At 69.9% G+C, this 19,859-nt stretch carries 18 protein-coding genes, 2 tRNA genes and 1 pseudogene; 17 read left to right on the top strand and 4 right to left on the bottom strand.

Annotated features, from left to right (window positions below; genetic code table 11):
* Positions 1–7 precede the first annotated feature (7 nt).
* A complete protein-coding gene (locus tag P2Q00_RS24575; RefSeq protein WP_275774855.1) occupies positions 8–2,116 on the top strand; it encodes a hypothetical protein in 2,109 nt (702 codons plus the stop codon).
* A gap of 239 nt (positions 2,117–2,355) precedes the next feature.
* On the top strand, positions 2,356–3,576 hold the full coding sequence (locus P2Q00_RS24580) for a glycosyltransferase family 2 protein (protein ID WP_275774856.1): 1,221 nt from the start codon (positions 2,356–2,358) through the stop codon (positions 3,574–3,576).
* Between the two features lie 19 nt (positions 3,577–3,595).
* Here the strand turns inward: P2Q00_RS24580 and P2Q00_RS24585 are convergent.
* Positions 3,596–4,832 (bottom strand): annotated as a pseudogene (locus tag P2Q00_RS24585) (polysaccharide pyruvyl transferase family protein).
* Between the two features lie 142 nt (positions 4,833–4,974).
* On the opposite strand from P2Q00_RS24585, the gene proB reads away from it, so the two are divergent.
* From proB to P2Q00_RS24610, 5 genes are all read left to right on the top strand, one after another.
* Positions 4,975–6,081: a glutamate 5-kinase gene (proB, locus tag P2Q00_RS24590; protein ID WP_275774857.1), complete on the top strand. Its 1,107-nt coding sequence runs from the start codon at positions 4,975–4,977 to the stop codon at positions 6,079–6,081.
* A gap of 285 nt (positions 6,082–6,366) precedes the next feature.
* A complete protein-coding gene (locus tag P2Q00_RS24595; protein ID WP_275775187.1) occupies positions 6,367–6,819 on the top strand; it encodes a DUF8830 family protein in 453 nt (150 codons plus the stop codon).
* A gap of 73 nt (positions 6,820–6,892) precedes the next feature.
* Positions 6,893–8,179 carry a glutamate-5-semialdehyde dehydrogenase gene (locus tag P2Q00_RS24600; RefSeq protein ID WP_275774858.1) on the top strand — a complete coding sequence of 429 codons (1,287 nt, stop codon included), beginning with the start codon at positions 6,893–6,895 and terminating at the stop codon, positions 8,177–8,179.
* A gap of 103 nt (positions 8,180–8,282) precedes the next feature.
* Positions 8,283–8,849 carry an SCO2584 family spore wall biosynthesis protein gene (locus tag P2Q00_RS24605; RefSeq protein WP_275774859.1) on the top strand — a complete coding sequence of 189 codons (567 nt, stop codon included), beginning with the start codon at positions 8,283–8,285 and terminating at the stop codon, positions 8,847–8,849.
* Between the two features lie 112 nt (positions 8,850–8,961).
* The gene (locus P2Q00_RS24610) at positions 8,962–10,032 is read left to right on the top strand and encodes an SCO2583 family membrane protein (protein WP_275774860.1); all 1,071 of its coding nucleotides are present in this window, start codon (positions 8,962–8,964) and stop codon (positions 10,030–10,032) included.
* Positions 10,033–10,077: 45 nt separating this feature from the next.
* On the opposite strand, the gene P2Q00_RS24615 is transcribed toward P2Q00_RS24610, so the two are convergent.
* Positions 10,078–11,193 carry a M48 family metallopeptidase gene (locus P2Q00_RS24615; RefSeq protein ID WP_275775188.1) on the bottom strand — a complete coding sequence of 372 codons (1,116 nt, stop codon included), beginning with the start codon at positions 11,191–11,193 and terminating at the stop codon, positions 10,078–10,080.
* Between the two features lie 126 nt (positions 11,194–11,319).
* Here P2Q00_RS24615 and P2Q00_RS24620 point away from each other — a divergent pair, with 126 nt between their 5' ends.
* From P2Q00_RS24620 to P2Q00_RS24665, 10 genes are all read left to right on the top strand, one after another.
* The gene (locus P2Q00_RS24620) at positions 11,320–11,481 is read left to right on the top strand and encodes a hypothetical protein (protein WP_275774861.1); all 162 of its coding nucleotides are present in this window, start codon (positions 11,320–11,322) and stop codon (positions 11,479–11,481) included.
* A gap of 109 nt (positions 11,482–11,590) precedes the next feature.
* Positions 11,591–11,752, top strand: a complete 162-nt coding sequence (locus P2Q00_RS24625; protein ID WP_275774862.1) for a hypothetical protein — start codon at positions 11,591–11,593, stop codon at positions 11,750–11,752.
* Between the two features lie 70 nt (positions 11,753–11,822).
* On the top strand, positions 11,823–12,509 hold the full coding sequence (gene nadD, locus P2Q00_RS24630; protein WP_275774863.1) for a nicotinate-nucleotide adenylyltransferase: 687 nt from the start codon (positions 11,823–11,825) through the stop codon (positions 12,507–12,509).
* A 16-nt stretch (positions 12,510–12,525) separates the two neighbouring features.
* Entirely contained in the window at positions 12,526–14,235 is a 1,710-nt protein-coding gene (locus P2Q00_RS24635) for an LCP family protein (RefSeq protein ID WP_275774864.1), read from the top strand.
* 112 nt (positions 14,236–14,347) lie between these two features.
* Positions 14,348–14,791 carry a ribosome silencing factor gene (gene rsfS / locus P2Q00_RS24640; RefSeq protein ID WP_275774865.1) on the top strand — a complete coding sequence of 148 codons (444 nt, stop codon included), beginning with the start codon at positions 14,348–14,350 and terminating at the stop codon, positions 14,789–14,791.
* Positions 14,785–15,462, top strand: coding sequence for a histidine phosphatase family protein (locus P2Q00_RS24645; RefSeq protein ID WP_275775189.1), 678 nt, complete (start codon positions 14,785–14,787; stop codon positions 15,460–15,462). Before rsfS ends, P2Q00_RS24645 begins: the two co-directional genes overlap by 7 nt.
* 92 nt (positions 15,463–15,554) lie before the next feature.
* Positions 15,555–15,627 (top strand) — tRNA-Ala (locus tag P2Q00_RS24650).
* 208 nt (positions 15,628–15,835) lie between these two features.
* Positions 15,836–16,009: a hypothetical protein gene (locus tag P2Q00_RS24655; protein ID WP_275774866.1), complete on the top strand. Its 174-nt coding sequence runs from the start codon at positions 15,836–15,838 to the stop codon at positions 16,007–16,009.
* Between the two features lie 3 nt (positions 16,010–16,012).
* On the top strand, positions 16,013–16,246 hold the full coding sequence (locus P2Q00_RS24660) for a hypothetical protein (RefSeq protein ID WP_003976229.1): 234 nt from the start codon (positions 16,013–16,015) through the stop codon (positions 16,244–16,246).
* A 106-nt stretch (positions 16,247–16,352) separates the two neighbouring features.
* Positions 16,353–16,425, top strand: a tRNA-Ala gene (locus P2Q00_RS24665).
* A 116-nt stretch (positions 16,426–16,541) separates the two neighbouring features.
* Here P2Q00_RS24665 and P2Q00_RS24670 read toward each other — a convergent pair.
* On the bottom strand, positions 16,542–18,155 hold the full coding sequence (locus P2Q00_RS24670) for an NADH-quinone oxidoreductase subunit NuoF family protein (RefSeq protein WP_275774867.1): 1,614 nt from the start codon (positions 18,153–18,155) through the stop codon (positions 16,542–16,544).
* A complete protein-coding gene (locus P2Q00_RS24675; RefSeq protein WP_275774868.1) occupies positions 18,152–19,450 on the bottom strand; it encodes a cytochrome b/b6 domain-containing protein in 1,299 nt (432 codons plus the stop codon). The genes P2Q00_RS24670 and P2Q00_RS24675 overlap by 4 nt, the downstream gene beginning before the upstream one ends.
* Positions 19,451–19,859 lie beyond the last annotated feature (409 nt).

A 19,859-nucleotide genomic window follows, 5' to 3' on the forward strand; every position in this document is an offset into this window, starting at 1 on the left:
GTTCTCCGTGATATCCACCGCTATTCGCGTCGCCCGGGTGGGCAGCGCGGCCGAGCTGGCCGCGGCGGCGCTCATGATGCTGGGCTTCCCGGCGCTCATGCTGGCCGCGCTCATCCCGAGCGTCACCGCCTTCGCGGCGGCGGCCGCCGTGACCTACCTGGCGGACCACTATCTGCACCGCAAGGGCAGCTACCTGGTCAACCGCCTCAGCAAGGTCCGCGCCGGCCTGTCGATCCGCTTCCTGATCCGAGAGCTGCTGCTGATCCTGCTGCTGGCCCGGCTGTCCCTCGCGGACAACCTGATCTACTACGGCGCGGTCGCCTGCTTCATCGCGTTCTACGGTCTCCAGGCCCCGCACGGTGCCCTGGTCACCCTGATCCGCAACCGCCGCCGGATGCCGGTCGCCACCCGCAATGTCGACCTGGCCTCGCGCATCCGCATCCCGGACGCCCCGCCGCGCGGGCTGCTGGACCGCTCGGCCGAGAAGATGCTCCACCTCGACCTCGCGGCCGTCGTCGGCATCCTGGTCTCCGCGACCATGGACACGTCCGTGGCGGGCTTCATCGGCATCGGCGTCACCCTGTTCCTGGGCTGCCTGTACGTCCTCGCACTGATGCCGTACGTCCGCGGCAGCAAGATCCCGCCGAAAGCGGAGAAGGTGCTCGCGGCCGTCGACAACTGGCTGCACGAGTACAAGCCGGAGACGGTGCTGTACTTCTCGGGCTCCAAGGACTCCGCGTACCAGGTCAACATGTGGCTGGAGACGATGGAGCAGCTGGACTCCAAGCCGCTGGTGATCCTGCGCGAGCGGGTCATCCTGACCAACCTGGCGCCCACCACGGTCCCGGTCATCTGTGTGCCCGGCGGTGTGCACCTGATGAACCTGGACCTGTCGAACGTGCGCGTCGCGCTGTACGCGGCCAACGTCGGCAAGAACATCCACCTGCTGCGCGTCCCCACCATGAAGCACGTCTTCATCGGCCACGGCGACAGCGACAAGCTCGCCAGCGTCAACCCGTTCAGCAAGGTGTACGACGAGGTGTGGACCGCCGGGCGGGCGGGCCGCGACCGCTATGCCATCGCCGACGTCGGCGTCCGCGACGACGACATCGTGGAGGTCGGCCGCCCGCAGCTGGCGCCGATCCAGAGCTGGCAGGGCGTGCCCGACGGCCCCGGCGACGAAGCCGCCGACGGACGCTGCCCCACGGTGCTGTACGCGCCCACCTGGGAGGGATGGGACGGCGACCCGGGCAACACCTCGATCGTGCTGGCCGGCGAGAACATCGTGAAGAAGCTGGTCAAGACCGACCCGCCGGTCCGTGTCCTGTACAAGCCGCACCCGTTCACCGGCACCGTCAGCAAGGAGGCCGGCGCCGCGCACCAGCGCATCGTCGCCCTGGTCGAGAAGGCCGCCGCCGAGCGCGCCGCCGACTCCCGCTTCACCGTCGACGCCGTCGCCCAGACGCAGGCCAAGACCGAACTGGCCCGTATCGAGACCCGTCTCGCCGAGCTGTCCGGTACCGCGGGAGACAAGGGCGACGAGGCCGAGGCCACCCGTGACGGCGTGGCCGACATCGCCAGGTACGAAGAGATCGCCCGGCTGCGCGGCGAGTGGAACGACGCGTACTGGCGTTCCTTCGGCAGCTTCGAGCACCGCGTCATCACGGGCGCCGAGCCGCGTCTGTACGACTGCTTCAACGTCTCCGACGCGATGGTCTCCGACATCTCCAGCGTGGTCTCCGACTTCATCGCGAGCGGCAAGCCGTACGCGGTCACGGACTCCGCCGAGCTGGGCGTCGAGGAGTTCAAGCGGCAGAACACCGCCGTGCGCGCCGCGGTGATCCTCTCCAACAGCGCCGCAGAGCTGGGCGAGCTGCTGGGCGCGGTCCGCGACCCGTCCGCCGATGCCCTGGCGGAGGACCGCAAGGAGCTGAAGGAGTACCTGCTCGGCCCGGACGACCCGACGTCCATCGAGCAGTTCAACACCGCGGTGGCGAACCTGACGCGCAAGGCCGACACCCGCAACCTCGGCCAGGAGTCCCGGGCCGCCGCGGCCGGCACCCCCGGCGCGGACGAGCTGTCGGACGCGCTCTCGACGCAGCCGCCGACCAGGTAGACCAGGTAAGAGGCAGCCGCTCACGTTGTGAAACGAGTGAGAAGGGCCCGGTTTTCGAGGAGTGATCCTCGAAAACCGGGCCCTTCTTCGTATGTTCATGTGTCCGTACCTGTCTGTTCGCCATGTGAACTGAGTCACGAATGTATGGCCGCAGGGCAACCGCTTGCCCAGGTCGACCGTCTTTCCAAGTAGCGAATGAGGCGATACGGGGGAAATATCCCGTTGACGAGGGGGAAACAGTGACCGTGACGCAACCTGATGTGAGCGTCGTCATCGGGGCGTACGAAGCGATGCCGTATCTGGTCGAGTGCCTGGCGTCCGTCGAGGCACAGACCATCGACCCGGAGCGCATCGAGGTCATCGCGGTGGACGACGGCTCCACCGACGGGTCGGGGGAGTACCTGGAGGAGTTCGCGGCCCGTGTGGCCATGCCGGTCACGGTGATCCGGCAGGACAACTCCGGCGGCCCCAGCGGCCCGCGCAACGTCGGCCTGGGCAAGGCCGCCGGCCGCTATGTCTTCTTCCTCGACGCCGACGACCGGCTGGGCCCCGAGGCGCTGGAGCGCATGGTCGCGATGGCCGACCGCAACGGCACGGACGTCGTCCTCGGCAAGGTCGAGGGCATCAACCGCAAGCCCCCGCAGTCGATGTGGGGCAAGACGCTCGACCGCACCGACGTCTACTCCTCCAACATCAAGTTCACCCTGAGCGCGCAGAAGCTGTTCCGCCGTGAGCTCCTCGAACAGCACGGCATGCGCTTCGACGAGTCCCTGTGGACCGGCGAGGACGCGCTGTTCACGATGGAGGCCTACCTGCGGGCGAACGGCGTCTCCGTGCTCGCCGACTACACCTGCTACTACCTGGTGGGCCGCGACGACGGCAAGCACGTGACGAAGAGCGGCGGCTACACCCTGCGCTTCGACTCCGCCCGCGCCCTGATGAACCTGATCGCCGAACTCGTCCCCGCCGGCGAGCGGCGCGACGCGCTCATGCACCGGCCCTTCCTGATCACGCTGCTGCCGCAGTTCGGCCCCAAGTTCCTCAAGGACAGCGAGCAGGTACGGCAGCACAAGTTGGAGCTGGCGAAGCCGCTGATGGAGGAGTTCTGGACCGAGGGCGTCGCCGGCCGCCTCAAGGTCGAGGAGCGGCTGCGGCTGCACCTCGTGGCCGAGCAGCAGCCCGAACTCCTCCTCCCCGTCGTGGAGTTCGTGAAGGCGAAGAAGCAGGCGGCGGCCCTCCTGGAGAAGAAGGGCCACCACGTCTACCTCGTCTACCCGCACTTCCGCGAAGCGAAGGCCGGCATACCGGACTCGGTCTACCTCGCCGCACCCCGCGAGGCCCGCGCCTTCCACGGCTACCGCGAACACTCCGCCGGTTCGGTGCTGAAGCGGGCGGTGCGCAAGGCGCGCCGGGTGCTGAAGGCGCGGTCCGGCGCGGGCAGGACCGCCGCGGCGGCCTGACGGCCGGGGCGGGCCGGAGCTACTGCCTGCCCGACTGCAGTGCCCGTCGGATCGGGCGCCCCACCACACGCCGGGCCCGCCGGTAGACGGACGTCGACGGCGCCGCCGTACCCGACCTGGCGGCGCCCCGCTCCAGCTCGCGCCTCAACTGGGCGTTGTCCAGCGACAGTTCGCCGATACGGCTCTGCAGCCAGCCGAACCGTGAGGTGAGCGAGGCGAGGTCGGCGTCGTTCCAGGGGCGGATGCCGGCCGGGAAGGCCAGCGAGCGCATCCGGGCCTCGAAGGCCGCGCCGCCGTCGCCGTGCGTGAACGTGTTCTCCAGGCCGTTTCGGTCCAGGAACGCCGTGAACCGCGCGAAGCGCTCCGCATGGCCGCCGGTCAGGCCGCCGAAGTCGGCCTCCTCGTACAGCTGCGCAGGGTCGAGATCCGGGGCCGACCTGTCGATGCGGCGGTGCGGGATGTCGAAGTAGCGGCACAGCTCCAGGGTCCGCGAGTCGCCGCACAGCACGGTGGCGGGCGTGCCCGCGAGCAGCGCCGCGATATTGCCGTGGATGCGGGAGCCGAAGGAGAAGTCGTACCCGCGCAGGTCCTCGATCCAGGTGACCGGGTCGACGTAGACCCGGACCTTGTCCTCCCGGTACATCGGATGGTCCGGGTGGGTCGGGATCGCCGTCACCGCAGCGTTCGGGTGGGACAGGTCCCGCCAGTGCAGCTGCCGTGCGTCGCTGAGGTTCTGGCCGATGAACGTCAGGTTGGGATAGCGGACGTGGACGCGGTCGATGACCTTGTCCAGGCCCTGCTTCTGCACCGCGCTGTGCGAGCCGTTGACCGCGATCCGGGAGTCGGGGGTCAGCTCCAACGCCCTTTTGCGTACGGCCAGTTCCTTGCCGTACATGAAGAGGGACGGGCGGCTCCATCGGCTTCAGCCGCGCCGCGTTGTAGCTCAGCCCCGCCTGCGCGCCGATGCCCAGCACCACGACCGGGATCCGCAGCCTGCTGATCAGCCGCGTCAGCCGCTTCAGCTGCGGCTCGAAGGACGGCCGGAACGCGTTGGCCAGCGGGACGACGAAAGCGTCGTACTCCTCGTTGATCCGGCCCGCCGCCACATCGGTCCGTACGCCGTTCGAGACGACCTCGGTGCCGGGTGTCTCCAGGATCTTGTGTGAGGCATCACCGAAGATCAGATTGCCGGAGTTGGTGGCGATGACGTCCTGGTGGAGGGCCTCCAACCAGTGCAACCTTTTTGCCGTATGCAACGCGTGAGCAAATGGTTACGTGGCGCCTGTCCGGGGACTGGACCGGCGCGCGGGGCAGGGTCCCCTTCGCGTAGATTGCCGGGCGGGGAAGCCTGAGCGTGCGAGGGGACGGAAGAACAAGGTGGCAGGGGCAAGGCAGGCCGTGAGCGAGGCCCGCAGGATCGTCGTCAAGGTGGGTTCCTCGTCGCTGACCACCGCGTCCGGCGGCCTGGACGCCGACCGCGTCGATGCGCTCGTCGACGTCCTCGCCAAGAGCCGAAGCGGCGGCGAGAAGGAGATCGTCCTGGTCTCCTCCGGCGCCATCGCCGCAGGTCTCGCCCCGCTGGGCCTGCGCCGCCGCCCCAAGGACCTGGCCCGCCAGCAGGCCGCCGCCAGCGTCGGCCAGGGCCTGCTGGTCGCCCGCTACACCGCCTCCTTCGCCCGCTACGGCGTCCGTGTCGGCCAGGTCCTGCTGACCAGCGACGACATGAGCCGCCGCGCCCACCATCGCAACGCCTCCCGCACCCTCGACAAGCTGCTCGCGATGGGCGCGTTCCCGATCGTCAACGAGAACGACACCGTCGCCACCGACGAGATCCGCTTCGGCGACAACGACCGGCTCGCCGCCCTCGTCGCCCACCTCGTCCACGCCGACCTGCTGGTCCTCCTCTCCGACGTCGACGGTGTGTACGACGGCGACCCCAGCAGGCCCGGCACCTCGCGGATAGCCGAGGTGCGCGGGCCCGAGGACCTCGCCCACGTCGAGATCGGCAGCGCGGGCAAGGCCGGCGTCGGCACCGGCGGCATGGTCACCAAGATCGAGGCGGCCGCGATCGCCGCCGCGGCAGGGGTCCCCGTGGTTCTGACGAGCGCCGTGCACGCGGCGGAGGCCCTGTCCGGCGGGGATACCGGGACCTACTTCCACATCACCGGCAAGCGCTCCGCCGACCGGCTGCTGTGGCTGCAGCACGCCTCCACCCCGCAGGGCCACCTGACCCTGGACGACGGGGCGGTGCGGGCGGTCGTCGAGCGGCGCACGTCGCTGCTGCCGGCCGGAATCGCCGCCGTCGAGGGCGAGTTCGTCGCCGGGGACCCGGTGGAGCTGCGGGACGCCGAGGGCCGCGCGGTGGCCCGCGGGCTGGTGAACTTCGACGCCAAGGAGATCCCCCAGCTGCTCGGCCGCTCGACCCGGGAACTGGCACGCGAACTGGGCCCGGCCTACGAGCGCGAGGTCATCCACCGGGACGACCTGGTGATCCTGCATCCCTGACGCCCGGGCCGGCTGCATTTCCCCGGGGGCAACCCCCGGACCCCCGGCCGGCTGCATTATCCCGGGGGCAACCCCCGGACCCCCGGCCGGCTGCATTATCCCGGGGGCAACCCCCGGACCCCCGGCCGAAAACGGGGGGAACGCCCCGCAAATCGGCCCGTCGTGAGGTGGACGTTCCGCAAAACCGCCCCACGATCCCTTGCGGCCTGCTCAACTTTGTCTCAGGGATACGTTCCGCACGTCCACCCAGTCGATCACTGCGTGAAGGAGGCCGTCGTGAGACGAGTGCGCCCTGGGGCCGCGGCGTCCCGCGACGGCGCCCCCTCCCGCGCGGTCGGCGAGGAGCGCGCCCTGACCAGCGTCGCGGCCGGCGACCGGTACGAGGAACCGGCCGATCTGCCGCGCCTGTGGCATGTCACCCTCAGCGTCTCCGGCGAGGAGGCACCGCTGAAGGAGGTGCGGCGCGGTCTCGAACAGCTCGCCCACGATCACCCCTTTCTGCTGACCAGCCGGTACGCGGGCGACCACGCGGAGATCCGCTACTGGGAGGAGGCCCGCGACCTGCACGACGCGGCCGCCGTCGCCCTGCGCCTGTGGGGCGAGCACCGCCAGACCGCCAAGCTGCCGCCCTGGGAGATCGTCGGCCTGGAGGTCATCGACCGCGAGACCTACCACCAGCGGATCGCCGAGGGGTACGGCCCGGCGCCCGCGACCCCCGTCGGGGTCCATCCCTTTTGAGCCCTCTTCGCCAGGTGTCTCGGGGTTTGGAATGACTGCCGATCCGGCCCGCCGGGCGCACTACCCTTCCCTCATGACCACGCTTTCGCCGTACGACTCCATGTCCCCGGTCAACCGGGCCGCCTACCGCGCCAAGGCCGCCGCCGCCGACCTCGCCCCGCTGCCGCGCGCGGTCAAGGACGACGCGCTCGCCGCCATCGCGGACGCCCTGGAGGTCCGTACGAGCGAGATCGTCGAGGCCAACGCCAAGGACATCGCCAAGGCCCGCGAGGCCGGCACCAGCGAGGCCATCATCGACCGGCTGACGCTCACCCCGGAGCGGGTGCGCGCCATCGCCTCCGACGTGCGCGACGTCGTCGCCCTGCCGGACCCGGTCGGCGAGGTCGTCCGCGGCTCCACCCTCCCCAACGGCATCGACCTGCGCCAGGTCCGCGTCCCGCTCGGCGTCGTCGGCATCATCTACGAGGCCCGCCCGAACGTGACGGTGGACGCCGCGGCGCTCTGCCTGAAGTCGGGCAACGCGGTTCTGCTGCGCGGCTCGGCCTCCGCCTACGAGTCGAACACCGCGCTGGTGCGTGTGCTGCGCGACGCCGTGGGCGGCGCGGGGCTGCCCGCCGACGCCATCCAGCTGGTGCCCGGCGAGAGCCGCGAGAGCGTGCGCGAGCTGATGCGCGCCCGGGGCCTGGTCGACGTCCTGATCCCGCGCGGCGGCGCCTCCCTGATCCAGACGGTCGTCTCGGAGTCCACCGTCCCGGTCATCGAGACCGGCACCGGCAACTGCCATGTCTACGTCGACGCCCACGCCGACCTCGACATGGCGATCGACATCCTGATCAACTCCAAGGCCCAGCGGGTCAGCGTCTGCAACGCCGCCGAGACCCTCCTGGTCCACCAGGACATCGCCCCCGAGTTCCTGCCGCGCGCCCTGGACGCCCTCGCCGAGGCCGGGGTGACCGTGCACGCCGACCCGCGGGTGCTGGCGTACGCAAAGGACTCCAAGGCGACCGTCGTCGAGGCGACGCCGGAGGACTGGGACACCGAGTACCTCTCGTACGACATCGCCGCCGCCGTCGTGGACTCCCTGGACAAGGCCGTCGAGCACATCCGGCTGTGGACCTCGGGTCACACCGAGGCGATCGTGACGACATCGCAGCAGGCCGCCCGCCGCTTCACCCAGCTCGTCGACTCCACGACCGTCGCCGTGAACGCCTCCACCCGCTTCACCGACGGCGGCCAGTTCGGCTTCGGCGCGGAGATCGGCATCTCCACGCAGAAGCTGCACGCCCGCGGGCCGATGGGGCTGCCGGAGCTCACCAGCACGAAGTACATCGTCACCGGTGACGGGCACATCCGGCGCTGATCGCCACTGCGGCGGGCCGCGAGGCCCACGAGAGGTGTCTCACAAGGCGGATGAATTTCCATACCGTCTGCCCAAATTGACCCCCCAGGTCTACTCTGGATCCGTGCCGGAGGACGTGGGGGGCACGCCGTTCCCTGACGGCTGGGAGCCCGAAGACGACCACGACCGCGGGGTGTCGGACGAAGAGTTCGCCTCCGTGGTCTTCGACGAGGCCTTTGTACGGGCGGCCGTGGTGCACGAGCCGACCGCCGTCGAACGCCTCCTTGCCGCCGCCCAGGCGAGAGCAGAGGCCTCCGAGGCGGAAGCCCGCCGGGCCCACGGGAGAGGCGAGCGGTACGAGGAGGGATACCAACCCTCCGGTTTCGGCCATGATCCCGAGCTCGACGACCTGGACGACACCGACGTCCTCGAAGGCCGCTACGGCGCCCCGGGGACGTACGGAAAACAGGTCCGCTGGCACCGCCCCGTCGCCTGGATGCTCGCCCTCGTGATGGGCATAGGCATGGTCGCGCTGGCCTTCACCGCGGTCTACCGGGGTGCCTCCTCGGGCAGCCGGGACCAGGTGCCGCCGCCCGCCTCGACCGGCCTGGAACAGGGCAGCGCGGCGCCGCCCTCCGCTTCCGCCGACAACTCTCAGCCAGCGCTCTCGGTCATCCCGCCCAGCCCCTGAGCGGCGCCCGGAGCACGGCCTTCGCGCGCACTTTCGATCCTGGTGAGAACCTGTCAGAACTTGTCGTGTACCAGGGCGTTTACCGGGGCTTCCGGAGACCTACCCTGAAGGTATGGGAGGGCCTGGAGACCCACCTGAGGGGACACCCGAGGGCGCCCCCGGGGGTGGTGAGGACGAGTACCGATCCGTCGTCTTCGACGAGTCGTTCGTCCGCGCTGCCCGCCTCCAGGAGTTCTCCGCGCAGGAACGCATGGCCGACCACGCGCCCGCCGTGCGCCGCCGCCCGCCGCTGCACCGGGGCCTGTCCCGGCAGGCGCTGATCCTGGTCCTGCTGATAGCGGTGGCCTTCGGGACCGCTATCTACATGGGTGTACGGCACCCCTACCAGACCCCCGCCGCCCGGCAGCCCGTGGAGCCCCTGCGGATGACGGTCATACCGCTCTCCCCCCAGGGCAAGGTGCCGGGCACGGCCGATCCCGAGTACCTGTACACGCACAGCCCCGCCGCGCAGTTCCGGGTCGGCGCCGAGGGCATACCGCTGCCCGCCGCGCGGCGCACCGCGCACTTCTCGGACAGCCAGGTGGTGGCCGCTCTGACCACCGCCAAGGACTACATAGTCCACTCCTCGCTCTACCCCGAGGTCCTGAACAGCCAGGATGTCCGCTCCGTGCGCGTCCTGCTCGACGCCAGCCAACTCGACCAGTTCGACCAGAGCTTCGAGCACCCGACGGCCGACGGCCGGCATCAGCCCACCGGATGGCTGGTTCGCTTCGACCAGACCCGCGCCCAGCTCGCCGACGGCAAGATCCGGGTCCAGGGCACGCTGCAGGCCACCGAGACCGACTCGGCCACCCTCGAGGTCACCGCGGACCACACCTTCGTCTACGCGCTGCGACCGACCGGCGCCGACGCCAAGGCCCCGGCCTCCCTGTTCACCGTCCGGCGCGAGCTGCACTTCCGCTTCGACCGCGACGACCTCCGCCTGCACCAGGCCCAGCTGGTCGTCTCCTACGTCCAGGCCGGCCCGCTGTCCTGCGCCGAGGACTCGACCAACCACTTCCACCCGCTGCTGGCCGGACAGACGGCCAAGTCGGGCGGCCCCGCGGGCACCGACCCGTATGCGACCGGCGGCGCGACGGCCCTCTGCGGCTCCCTCGCGACGAGCGCACAGCCCAAGGTATGAGTGACCGGCGGGCGCTCCTGCCCCCGCCGGCCATGAACCCTCAGATCACTTGTCGTCCCGCGGCGGCGTGTCCGTGGGCGGCTCGTCCGACGGCGGCTGCTCCTGCCCCGGAGCCGAGCTCGCGAAGCCGTCGAAGCCGCGCCGCACGCGCCCGCCGATGCCCCCGGCCCCGCCGGCGATGTCGCTGACCAGCTTCATCAGCGGATCCTTGGAGCTCTTCACATTGCTGGCGTAGCTGGCCGCCGACTCCTTGAACGAGTCCGAGACCGAGGTGTCCTTGTCCTCGCTGCGCCGCGGGTAGTGGCCGTCCATGATCCGCTGGTAGTCCCGGGACTCGGACCACTTCTTCAGCTCGGCCGCCCGGATGGTGGTGAACGGGTGGGACCGCGGCAGCAGGTTCAGGATCTTCAGCACGGAGTCGCGCAGGTCGCCGCCCTCCTCGTACTCCTCGGCCTGCTTGAGGAACGCGTCCACGTTCATCTCGTGCAGATGGTTGCCGCCCGCGATCTTCATCAGACCGCGCATCGAGGCCTGCAGATCCTGCCCGGCCAGCAGCCCCGCCCGGTCCGCGGACAGCTCCGACTTGCGGAACCACTCGCGCAGCGCCGTCACGATCGCCATGATCGCGATGGTGCCCAGCGGGATCCAGGCGACCCGGACCGCCAGGTTGGTCAGGAACAGCAGGATCGTGCGGTACACCGCGTGACCGGACAGGGCGTGGCCCACCTCGTGGCCGACGACCGCCCGCATCTCCTCCTCGTCGAGCAGCTCGACGAGCCCGGTCGTGACGACGATGATCGGCTGATCCAGGCCGATGCACATCGCGTTCGGCTGCGGGTCCTGGTTGACGTACATCGGCGGGACCTTCTCCAGGTCCAGGATGTAACAGGCATCTCGCAGCATGTCGTTGAGGTGCGCGAACTGCTGATCGGACACGCGCACCGAGTCGGACAGGAACAGCAGCCTGAGGCTGCGTTCGGGCAGCAGCCCGCTGAGCGCCTTGAAGACCGTGTCGAAGCCGCTCAGCTTGCGCAGCGCCACCAGCGCGCTGCGGTCGGCGGGGTGCTCGTACGCACGCGAGGAGATCCCGGGGAAACGCCTGCGCTGCCTGCTCGGAACGTTTTCGTGTCCGTTGTGCTCGTGGTGGCCGTCGTCGGACATGTTCTCCCCCATGTGCGTGTGAGTGGCCCTTTGCGGACCCTTGTGCGGCCCTTTGCGCCCCCGAAGCGAGCCCCAGCCTAGGCGGAGTTACCGTGGACGGGCACTACACCGAAGGAGTCCAAAACCATGGAGCACACCCCCGCAGCCGCCTGGCTCGCCGAGGCCACGAGCGCCGCCCAGCACCAAGGGCCGGGGAATCTGCTCCGGGTCGTACTGATCGTGATGATGGTGGGTTGTGCGCTGACCGGGTGGTTCCTGTTGCGGGGCTACAAGCAGAAGGACGACTGACGGTCGCCCGGGGTTCCCCGACAGCGGAGTCGGGGTGATCGCCGGGAAGGCGCCCGCTTACGATGGGCCGACATCTTTATCCCGCCCACATCGGATAGGTCCTGTTGAGATGAGCTTCCACGGCACCGCTGCCCAGTTGGCCACCCTTGCCGCCGAGGGCGAGGGCGGTGGCAACCACGAGAGCCTCAGCCCCTACGTCACCGGTGGCAGCGCGCTGTTCATCCTGCTGCTCCTGCTGTGGATCACCACCCGTTTCAACCGCGACCGCTGAGCCCGTTGCCCGGCGCCCGCGTATATCTGGGGGCCGGTGCCCTCAGGCCGGGCCGGTAGGGTCTGCACGCATGGGAGAGCAGGACATGCCTACCGGTCCGGCGAAGGACGCGGCGATCGGCACGGAACCCCGCCCGGTGGGCGGCCCCGGCAACGGGCCGTCGAACCCGGGCAAGCGCCGCCTCGGCGTCATGGGCGGAACGTTCGACCCGATCCACCACGGGCACCTCGTGGCGGCCAGTGAGGTCGTCGCGCAGTTCCACCTGGACGAGGTGGTGTTCGTCCCGACCGGCCAGCCCTGGCAGAAGAGCCACCGCCATGTCTCCCCGGCCGAGGACCGCTATCTGATGACGGTCATCGCGACCGCCGAGAACCCGCAGTTCTCGGTGAGCCGTATCGACATCGACCGCGGCGGCCCCACGTACACGGTCGACACCCTGCGTGACCTGCGGGCGCTCAACCCCGACACGGACCTCTTCTTCATCACCGGCGCCGACGCCCTCGCCCAGCTGCTGACCTGGCGCGACAGCGAAGAACTGTTCTCCCTTGCGCACTTCATCGGGGTCACCCGCCCCGGCCACCACCTGACCGACCACGGCCTCCCGGAAGGCGGTGTCTCTCTCGTGGAGGTTCCCGCGCTGGCCATCTCCTCCACCGACTGCCGTGCGAGAGTCGCCAAGGGAGACCCCATCTGGTACATGGTGCCGGACGGAGTCGTGCGCTACATCGACAAGCGCGAGCTGTACCGCGGCGAGTGAGCCGAGAGGGGCACCGGTGAACGACCGATACGACGCGGGCTACGGCGGCGACCACGAGGACCAGTACGAACTCGTCGGCTACGACGAGTACGGCCGGCCCGTCTACCGGCAGGCAGCGCCGCAACAGGCCCCGCAGCAGCCGTACGACCCGTACGGGCAGCAGCAGGGCTACGGATACGACCCGTACGCCACCGGCCGCCAGCAGCCGGTGCCGCAGCAGTACGACCCGTACGGGACCGGCCAGCAGCCGCCCGTGCCCTCCTACGACCCCTACGGCACCGGCACGCACCCGAGCGGCCCGTCCGGGGCGCCGTACGACCCCTACGGGCAGGCCGCGGCAAGCGGTCAGCAACCCCGTGTCGTCACCGAGCAGACCGCCTACATCCCGCAGCAGGCCGGCCCGCCGGAGCAGACCCAGGGCGAGAAGGCCCCGCCCCGGCCCGAACGGGACTACCGCACCGAGCAGTTCGCCTTCGTCGAGGATCCGGACGCCGACTCCGAGGACGTCATCGACTGGCTGAACTTCACCGAGAACCGCACCGAGCGCCGCGAGGAGGCCAAGCGCCGCGCCCGCAGCCGCCTCGTCGCCCTCGTCGTGGTCCTGGCCCTGGTCGCGGTCGGTGGGGTGGGCTACCTCTGGTACGCCGGGAAGCTGCCGGGTCTGTCGTCGGCCAAGTCCAAGACGGGCACCGCGACGGCCGCCGGCGCCCAGAACCGCGACGTGATCGTCGTCCATCTGCACAACACCAAGAAGGGCGGTACCTCCACGGCGCTGCTCGTCGACAACACCACCACCAAGCAGGGCACCACTGTCCTGCTGCCCAACTCCCTTTCCCTGACGGACGACGACGGCAACACGTCCACCCTCGCCAAGTCGGTCGACGACGACGGCTCCTCCGGCACCCGGGACGCCCTCGACACGGTCCTCGGCACGAACATCGAGGGCACCTGGCGGCTGGACACCCCGTATCTGCAGAACCTCGTCGACCTCATCGGCAACATCGACGTCGACACCAACGCCGACGTACCCGACCCGGCTGCCACAAAAAAGGGTGCCGCGCCCCTCGTCCACAAGGGCAAGGCGCAGACTCTCAGCGGCAAGATGGCCGTCGCCTACGCCACCTATCGCGCCTCCGGCGAGGCCCAGAACGCCCAGCTGGAGCGGTTCGGGCAGGTCATGCAGGGGATGCTGCGCAAGATCTCCTCCGACCCGACAGCGGCGACCACCACCGTCCAGACGCTCGCCCAGATCCTCGACCCGTCCCTCACCGACAAGGACCTCGGCACCTTCCTCGCCAAGCTCTCCGACCTCGCCAAGGGCGGCGACTTCAAGACCGCCCTGCTGCCCGTCCAGAGCGACGGCACGCTGAGCCAGCAGGCGAGCGCCAGCGTGGTCAAGGACGTCCTCGGGGGCACCGCGAAGAGCCCCGACCAGGGCGCGGCGGTCCGGGTCTCCGTCCAGAACGCCAGCGGTGTGAAGGACAACACGGAGAAGGCCCGAGTCGTCCTCCTCAACGGCGGCTTCACCTTCCTGGAGGGCGGCACGGCCCCAGCCACCTCGGCCACGTCCAAGGTCGTCTACACCGACGCCGCCGACAAGGCGAACGCCACCGAGGTCGCCAAGACCCTGGGCCTCGCCGCCGGCTCGGTCACCAAGGGCAAGGTCACCTCGAACGCGAACGTCTCGGTGGTCCTCGGCCAGGACTACAAGCCGTCGTCGTCCTAGCCGTCGTCCTGGCAGCCGGCGGGCGCCCCATGTGATCCCTTAATCACGTGGGGTACCCCCGGCGGTCCGTGAGACCCTTGGTGTCAAGTGACCGCCGACCGAAAGCCATGTAGTGACCGCCACTGACCGCTCCATCGAGCTCATCCACACTGCCGCCCAGGCGGCTGCCGACAAGCTCGCGCACGACATCATCGCCTACGACGTCAGCGACGTCCTGTCGATCACGGACGCCTTCCTGCTGGCCTCCGCGCCCAACGACCGCCAGGTCAAGTCGATCGTCGACGAGATCGAGGAGCGGCTCCAGAAGGAGCTCGGTGCCAAGCCGGTGCGCCGCGAGGGCGACCGCGAGGCCCGCTGGGTCCTGCTCGACTACGTCGACATCGTCGTCCACGTCCAGCACAGCGAGGAGCGCGTCTTCTACGCCCTGGAGCGGCTGTGGAAGGACTGCCCCGAGCTCGACCTGCCCGCCGACGCGAAGGCCACCCGCGGCAAGGCCGAGGAGCACGCCAAGCTCCGGGCCGCCGAGGAGGCGGCCGACCTGGGCGGTGACTGGTGACGGCCGCCACCGGTGAGGTGTCCGGCGGCCGGCCCGGCCGCGGCCGTCGCGTCATCCTGTGGCGGCACGGCCAGACCTCCTGGAACGTGGAGCGCCGCTTCCAGGGCACCACGGACGTCGCGCTGACCGAGGACGGCGTGTCCCAGGCCCGCCGCGCCGCCCGGCTGCTGGTCTCCCTCAAGCCCGACGCGATCGTCGCCTCCGACCTCCAGCGCGCCGCGAACACGGCGGCCGAGCTCGCCTTGCTCACCGGCCTGGAGGTCACCCACGACGAGGGGCTGCGCGAGACCTACGCGGGCGTCTGGCAGGGCCTGACGCACGAGGAGATCATCGGGCGGTACGGCGAGGAGTACGCCGCGTGGAAGCGCGGTGAGCCGGTCCGCCGCGGCGGCGGCGAGCTGGAGACCGAGGTGGCCGAGCGGGCCGCCCCCGTCGTGCTGAGCCATGCCGACAAGCTCCCCGACGACGGCACCCTCGTCGTGGTCAGCCACGGCGGGACGATCCGCACCACCATCGGACGCCTCCTGGGCCTGGAGGCCCGCCACTGGGAGAGCCTGGGCGGTCTCTCCAACTGCTGCTGGTCCGTCCTCGGCGAGGGCGCCCGCGGCTGGCGCCTGCTGGAGCACAACGCCGGCACCCTGCCGGAGCCGGTGCTCGGCGACGACGACTGACGCCCCGGCGGTCCGCGCACCCGGATTTCACTTTCCGGCAGGTCGCAGGCTAAAGTTCTTCTCGTTCGCCCCGCGGAGCGGGAAGAGCGCAAGGGGCTATAGCTCAGTTGGTAGAGCGCCTGCATGGCATGCAGGAGGTCAGGAGTTCAATTCTCCTTAGCTCCACAGATCGGTTGACGAAGATCCCGTCCCCTCCGGGGGGCGGGATTTTTCACGTTCTTGCACCGGCTTGAGTCACTTGGGGCCCCCGAGGCGTATACCTCTGCGGAGCGCCGTGTCCGGACTGGTACTGAGGCGTCGCTGACCGTATTGGTCCGGCCGTGGCAGAATCAAACGGCCGGAAGGGAGCGCGGCCCGACGGGAGGGAGCAGTGATGCCTGCGAGCATCCTCGAGGAGGTCGGCCACCTCCTCGAAGCGGCGTCGAAACGAGACACGGTCACCCGTCTGTTCTGCCCTTCCTGCGGTTCCGTCCACGTCGCCCAAGTCCTCGGCGACAACGGCGGAATCTCCTACGTGTGCACGGCCTGCGGCCACAGCTGGAGCTGATCGATGGGTGCACACAGGCGAAAGTGCGACTGGTGCGGCAGTGGTACGCCGATCGTCCGCGACATGGAACCGGTCAACCCCGACTACCAGTACTGGTGCGAGGAGTGCGCGCGGGCGCTGATCATAAAGGGCGACCCGATCGAGACGTACCGCGAGCTGGAGGGCGAGCCGATCTATGGCCGTCTCCTGGAGGAGCACTGCACGCTCAAGCGGTTCTATTCGTTCGTCACTGCTTGACGCCGTCGGCCCTGTCCCGGGCCGACGGAAACGATTTGGTGTTCCACCCGGTGGACCGTGTAATGTTGGCGTCGCCGCCGAGGGAAACCCCGGGGGACCACCGCAAGGGGCTATAGCTCAGTTGGTAGAGCGCCTGCATGGCATGCAGGAGGTCAGGAGTTCAATTCTCCTTAGCTCCACAGTCAAGATCCCGCCGGATCGTTTCGATCCGGCGGGATCTTCGTGTTTCCGGGGGCAGTTGTGCTTGAGGGGGCCGCCCGGTGCGGGCGGCCCCCTCAAGACTTCTGACGTCGGCTCAGCGCCCCAGTGCGCGGCGCCCGCGGCCCTGGGAGAGGACCGGCAGGTTGCGGGACGGGGCACGGTCCCGCGGGGTCTCCTCCTCGATGCGCAGGGCGAGCGCCGGGCAACGGCGCACCGCGCGCAGGGCCTTGGCCTCCGCATAGCGCGGCACCTGGGCCTGGGCGACGGTCGGGAAGCCGTCGGCGCCGAGTTCGAACACCTCGGGGAGGATGTCGGCGCACAGGCCGTGGCCGCGGCACAGGGTCCAGTCGACGTAGATCTTCTGACGGCTGGGGCCGTTCTCCTCGGGCTCTTGGCCGCCCGGGAGGCCCGTGGGCAGCTGGCCGCCCTCGAAGAGCGGCAGAACGCCCTCCACGGGCCGTCCGCAGCCGTTTCCGAGGACATGCGCCGCGAGGTCGTCGGTGAACGCCTTGATGGTCGACTCCAGGAACATCGCGGAGCCGTCCGGGTGCGAGCACGCACCGCGCCGCTTCACGTTCTTGGCGACCTGCTTGAGCGCCTCCAGGGCGGCCGGGCCACCGCCGTTGAGGATGTCGGCCATGCCGCGCGCGGCGGCGGGCAGGCCGAGGTAGCAGGGACCGCACTGTCCCGCGCTCTCCTCGGCCAGCCACTGCGCCACGCGCAGCGACTCGCCCAGCGGACAAGTCTCCTGCGTGATGGGCAGGATGGCGCCGGCGCCGAGCGCACCGCCCACCGCGTCCAGGGAGTTGCGGGAGACGATCGCCTCGTTGACCGTCGCCGCGTCGATCCACTTGCCGTGGTAGCCGCCGGTCAGCACGCCCTGCGGGACCGGCGGGGCGCCGGCGAGCTGCAGGACGTAGCGCAGCGGCACGCCCGTGGGGACCTCGATCACCATGGGGCGGGCGACCGCACCGGAGACCGTCAGCATGACGGTGCCCGGCTCGTCGTACAGACCGGTGTTGCCGTAACGCTCCGGGCCGATACGGGCGGCGATCGCCAGCTGCGCGAACGTCTCGGCGTTCGAGAGGAGGGTCGGTGCGCCGCCCACGCCGTTCTGGGAGGCGCTGACCTTGCGGCCGGGCGGGATCGCCGGGCCGCCGTCGATGGACCGGATCAGCGACGCTGCCGCTCCGGTCACCATGCGGACGGGATTGCGCTGCACGCGCGCGCGTAGAGCCGATCGGCGGCCGTTGCTCAGGCCGCGTTCGGCGAGCGCGGCCTCCATCGAGCGCTGCGTCGACTCACGGGTGACCCCCACCACGAGCGTGCGGGCACCCAGCGCCTCCGCGACCAGCAGAGCGCCGTCCAGGATGAGGTGCGGGGCACGGTTGATCAGCACCGTGTCCTTGCGGCAGGCAGGCTCGTCCTCGCTTCCGTTGACGACGACGACCGGCCGTACGCCGCGCTTGATCGCCGCTTCGGCGACCGAGCGCAGCTTCTTGTGGAAGGGGAAGCCCGCGCCGCCGCGGCCCTTCAGGTTGATGTTCTCGGCGAGCTTCGCGAGCTGCTCGCCGCCCAACGGTTCGAGCGGCCCGTGCACCTTGAGGTGCATGGGCAGATCGAGTCTTTCGACAAGGTCGAAGCCAGACGTGAGCTGCGGAAGTCCGACCACGCGGACTTCTGGTACGTCGGGCAGGGCCTCGTTCACCTATAGCCTCCGGAAGGCGTGTTCCAAGGTTCGCCCGAACCCGGTGCGTCGAAGGACTCACCGGGCATTGGTTCATTGGCGGGACCGCTGTTGTACGTGTCGTTGGCGTTGTACGTGCCGTAGAGGGTGTTCGTCTCACCGGTGTCGTACACATCACTGTTGCGATACGCCGCGGTGCCCGAATTGCCGTAGGCCGGGATGTTGTATCCCGTGTCCTGCATCGGGTCGTACGCCGACGGGGGCGCCTCGCCGACCGGCGGGGGCGTGGGGACGGGCCAGCTGCCCGAGCCGCCGTCGACGCGCGGGATCCCCTCTGTGGCCTGCATGTCCATGGGGAGGTCCATGCGTGCGGTCTGGTCGGCCGCGTAGGGCTGCTGGCCGCGCTGCTGGGGCGTGACGGCGCGGTAGGCGGCCGCGAAGCCGTTCGCGGGCTCCGGGGTCATGGTGCGGGCGGCGGGGACGTCGTAGTAGGGCGCTGCGGGCGTCGTCATCGTGTCGGCGGGGGACGGCTTCGGCGCCCGCGCGTTCTCGTAGCCCGGCAGTGCGGAGGAGGTCTCGGTGACCCGTGCGCGGCTCGCTTCGAGCTCCTCGGCGCGGGCCGCGCCCGGCTCATTGCCCAGGAGCGCGGCGAGCCGGTCGGCGACCTTGCGCTTGAACGGCCGGGGGGCCGCACGCAGGGCGAGGGCCGCGGCGACCGCGACCAGGCACAGCTCGTACGAGATCACGAAGAACGGCTTTGCCGCGCGGCCCGCGAACAGGCCGTGGACCAGCGCCGAGCACCAGGCCGGGTAGGCCAGTGCGTGCATGGCGCGCCAGCGCGCCGCGACCGGCGCCGGGGAGGCGAACTGGTTGCGCAGGGCCCCGGTGATGCCCACGAAGATCATGAGCAGTCCGGCCAGCGAGCCGAGGCCGATGAGGCCCCCGCTGCCCTTGACGCCGAGGCTGAACGGGATCAGCGCGGCGATCAGCACGGTATGGTCCAGCGCCAGCTTGACAGTGATGTGCACCAGCAGGAACGCGATCGAGCCGACGGCCGTCACCCGATGGATGCCCTGCGCCACGATCCGCTGCCGCGTGTTCAGGATGAGCCGGTCCTGGGCCACCAGGCCCCAGATCACCGAGCAGGTGAGGCAGACGAGCGACAGGACGCCCGCGCCGAAGTTGAGGAAGTCCTGCAGCCAGCTCCCTCCGAGCAGCACGACCACGGGTATGAGCAGCAGTACGACTGCCGACGCCACCCCGTAGGCCGACCGGCCCGGTTTGGGGAGCGAGGTGTTACGACGACGAGGGTTCATGGGGGCAACTCCGAAGCAGTTCGGGAAGGCGGTCCCGCTGCCGAACTCTAAGTGGCTCCATACCGATCGGTACGAGGTTTGAGTTATTGCGTTGTTATCAAAGGACAACGCGCTCGTTGCGATGTCCCGGTAGTGGGTGTTACGCGAAGTAACTTTTGACCTTGGTTCAGCTTTTGTCGGGTGATGACAGTGGTGCCAAGGAGCCATACGGAAGCGCGTCGCATCGTGCTCAAGCGCTGCGGTACCCTAACGCCATGCGTGCTGTACGCCTTCTGCTTAGCGGGCCGCGCTGATCAGTCCCGACCACCGGGCGAATCGGATGGTCGGAATCGGCGCGGCGTCCCCTCCTGTGCGAGGGGATTTTTCGTTTCTCGAACGACACCGCTGCTGGCAGAGACGATCGATGGAG

Origin of the sequence: Streptomyces coacervatus, from assembly GCF_029223485.1 — a bacterium.
In the GTDB taxonomy this organism is placed as follows: domain Bacteria; phylum Actinomycetota; class Actinomycetes; order Streptomycetales; family Streptomycetaceae; genus Streptomyces; species Streptomyces coacervatus.

Coding starts and splice junctions, on each gene's coding strand:
- P2Q00_RS24600 (WP_275774858.1), top strand. CDS start 6,893: ATGACCACGCTTTCGCCGTACGACTCCATGTCCCCGGTCAACCGGGCC.
- P2Q00_RS24610 (WP_275774860.1), top strand. CDS start 8,962: ATGGGAGGGCCTGGAGACCCACCTGAGGGGACACCCGAGGGCGCCCCC.
- P2Q00_RS24615 (WP_275775188.1), bottom strand. CDS start 11,193: ATGTCCGACGACGGCCACCACGAGCACAACGGACACGAAAACGTTCCG.
- P2Q00_RS24620 (WP_275774861.1), top strand. CDS start 11,320: ATGGAGCACACCCCCGCAGCCGCCTGGCTCGCCGAGGCCACGAGCGCC.
- P2Q00_RS24625 (WP_275774862.1), top strand. CDS start 11,591: ATGAGCTTCCACGGCACCGCTGCCCAGTTGGCCACCCTTGCCGCCGAG.
- nadD (WP_275774863.1), top strand. CDS start 11,823: ATGGGAGAGCAGGACATGCCTACCGGTCCGGCGAAGGACGCGGCGATC.
- P2Q00_RS24655 (WP_275774866.1), top strand. CDS start 15,836: ATGCCTGCGAGCATCCTCGAGGAGGTCGGCCACCTCCTCGAAGCGGCG.
- P2Q00_RS24660 (WP_003976229.1), top strand. CDS start 16,013: ATGGGTGCACACAGGCGAAAGTGCGACTGGTGCGGCAGTGGTACGCCG.
- P2Q00_RS24675 (WP_275774868.1), bottom strand. CDS start 19,450: ATGAACCCTCGTCGTCGTAACACCTCGCTCCCCAAACCGGGCCGGTCG.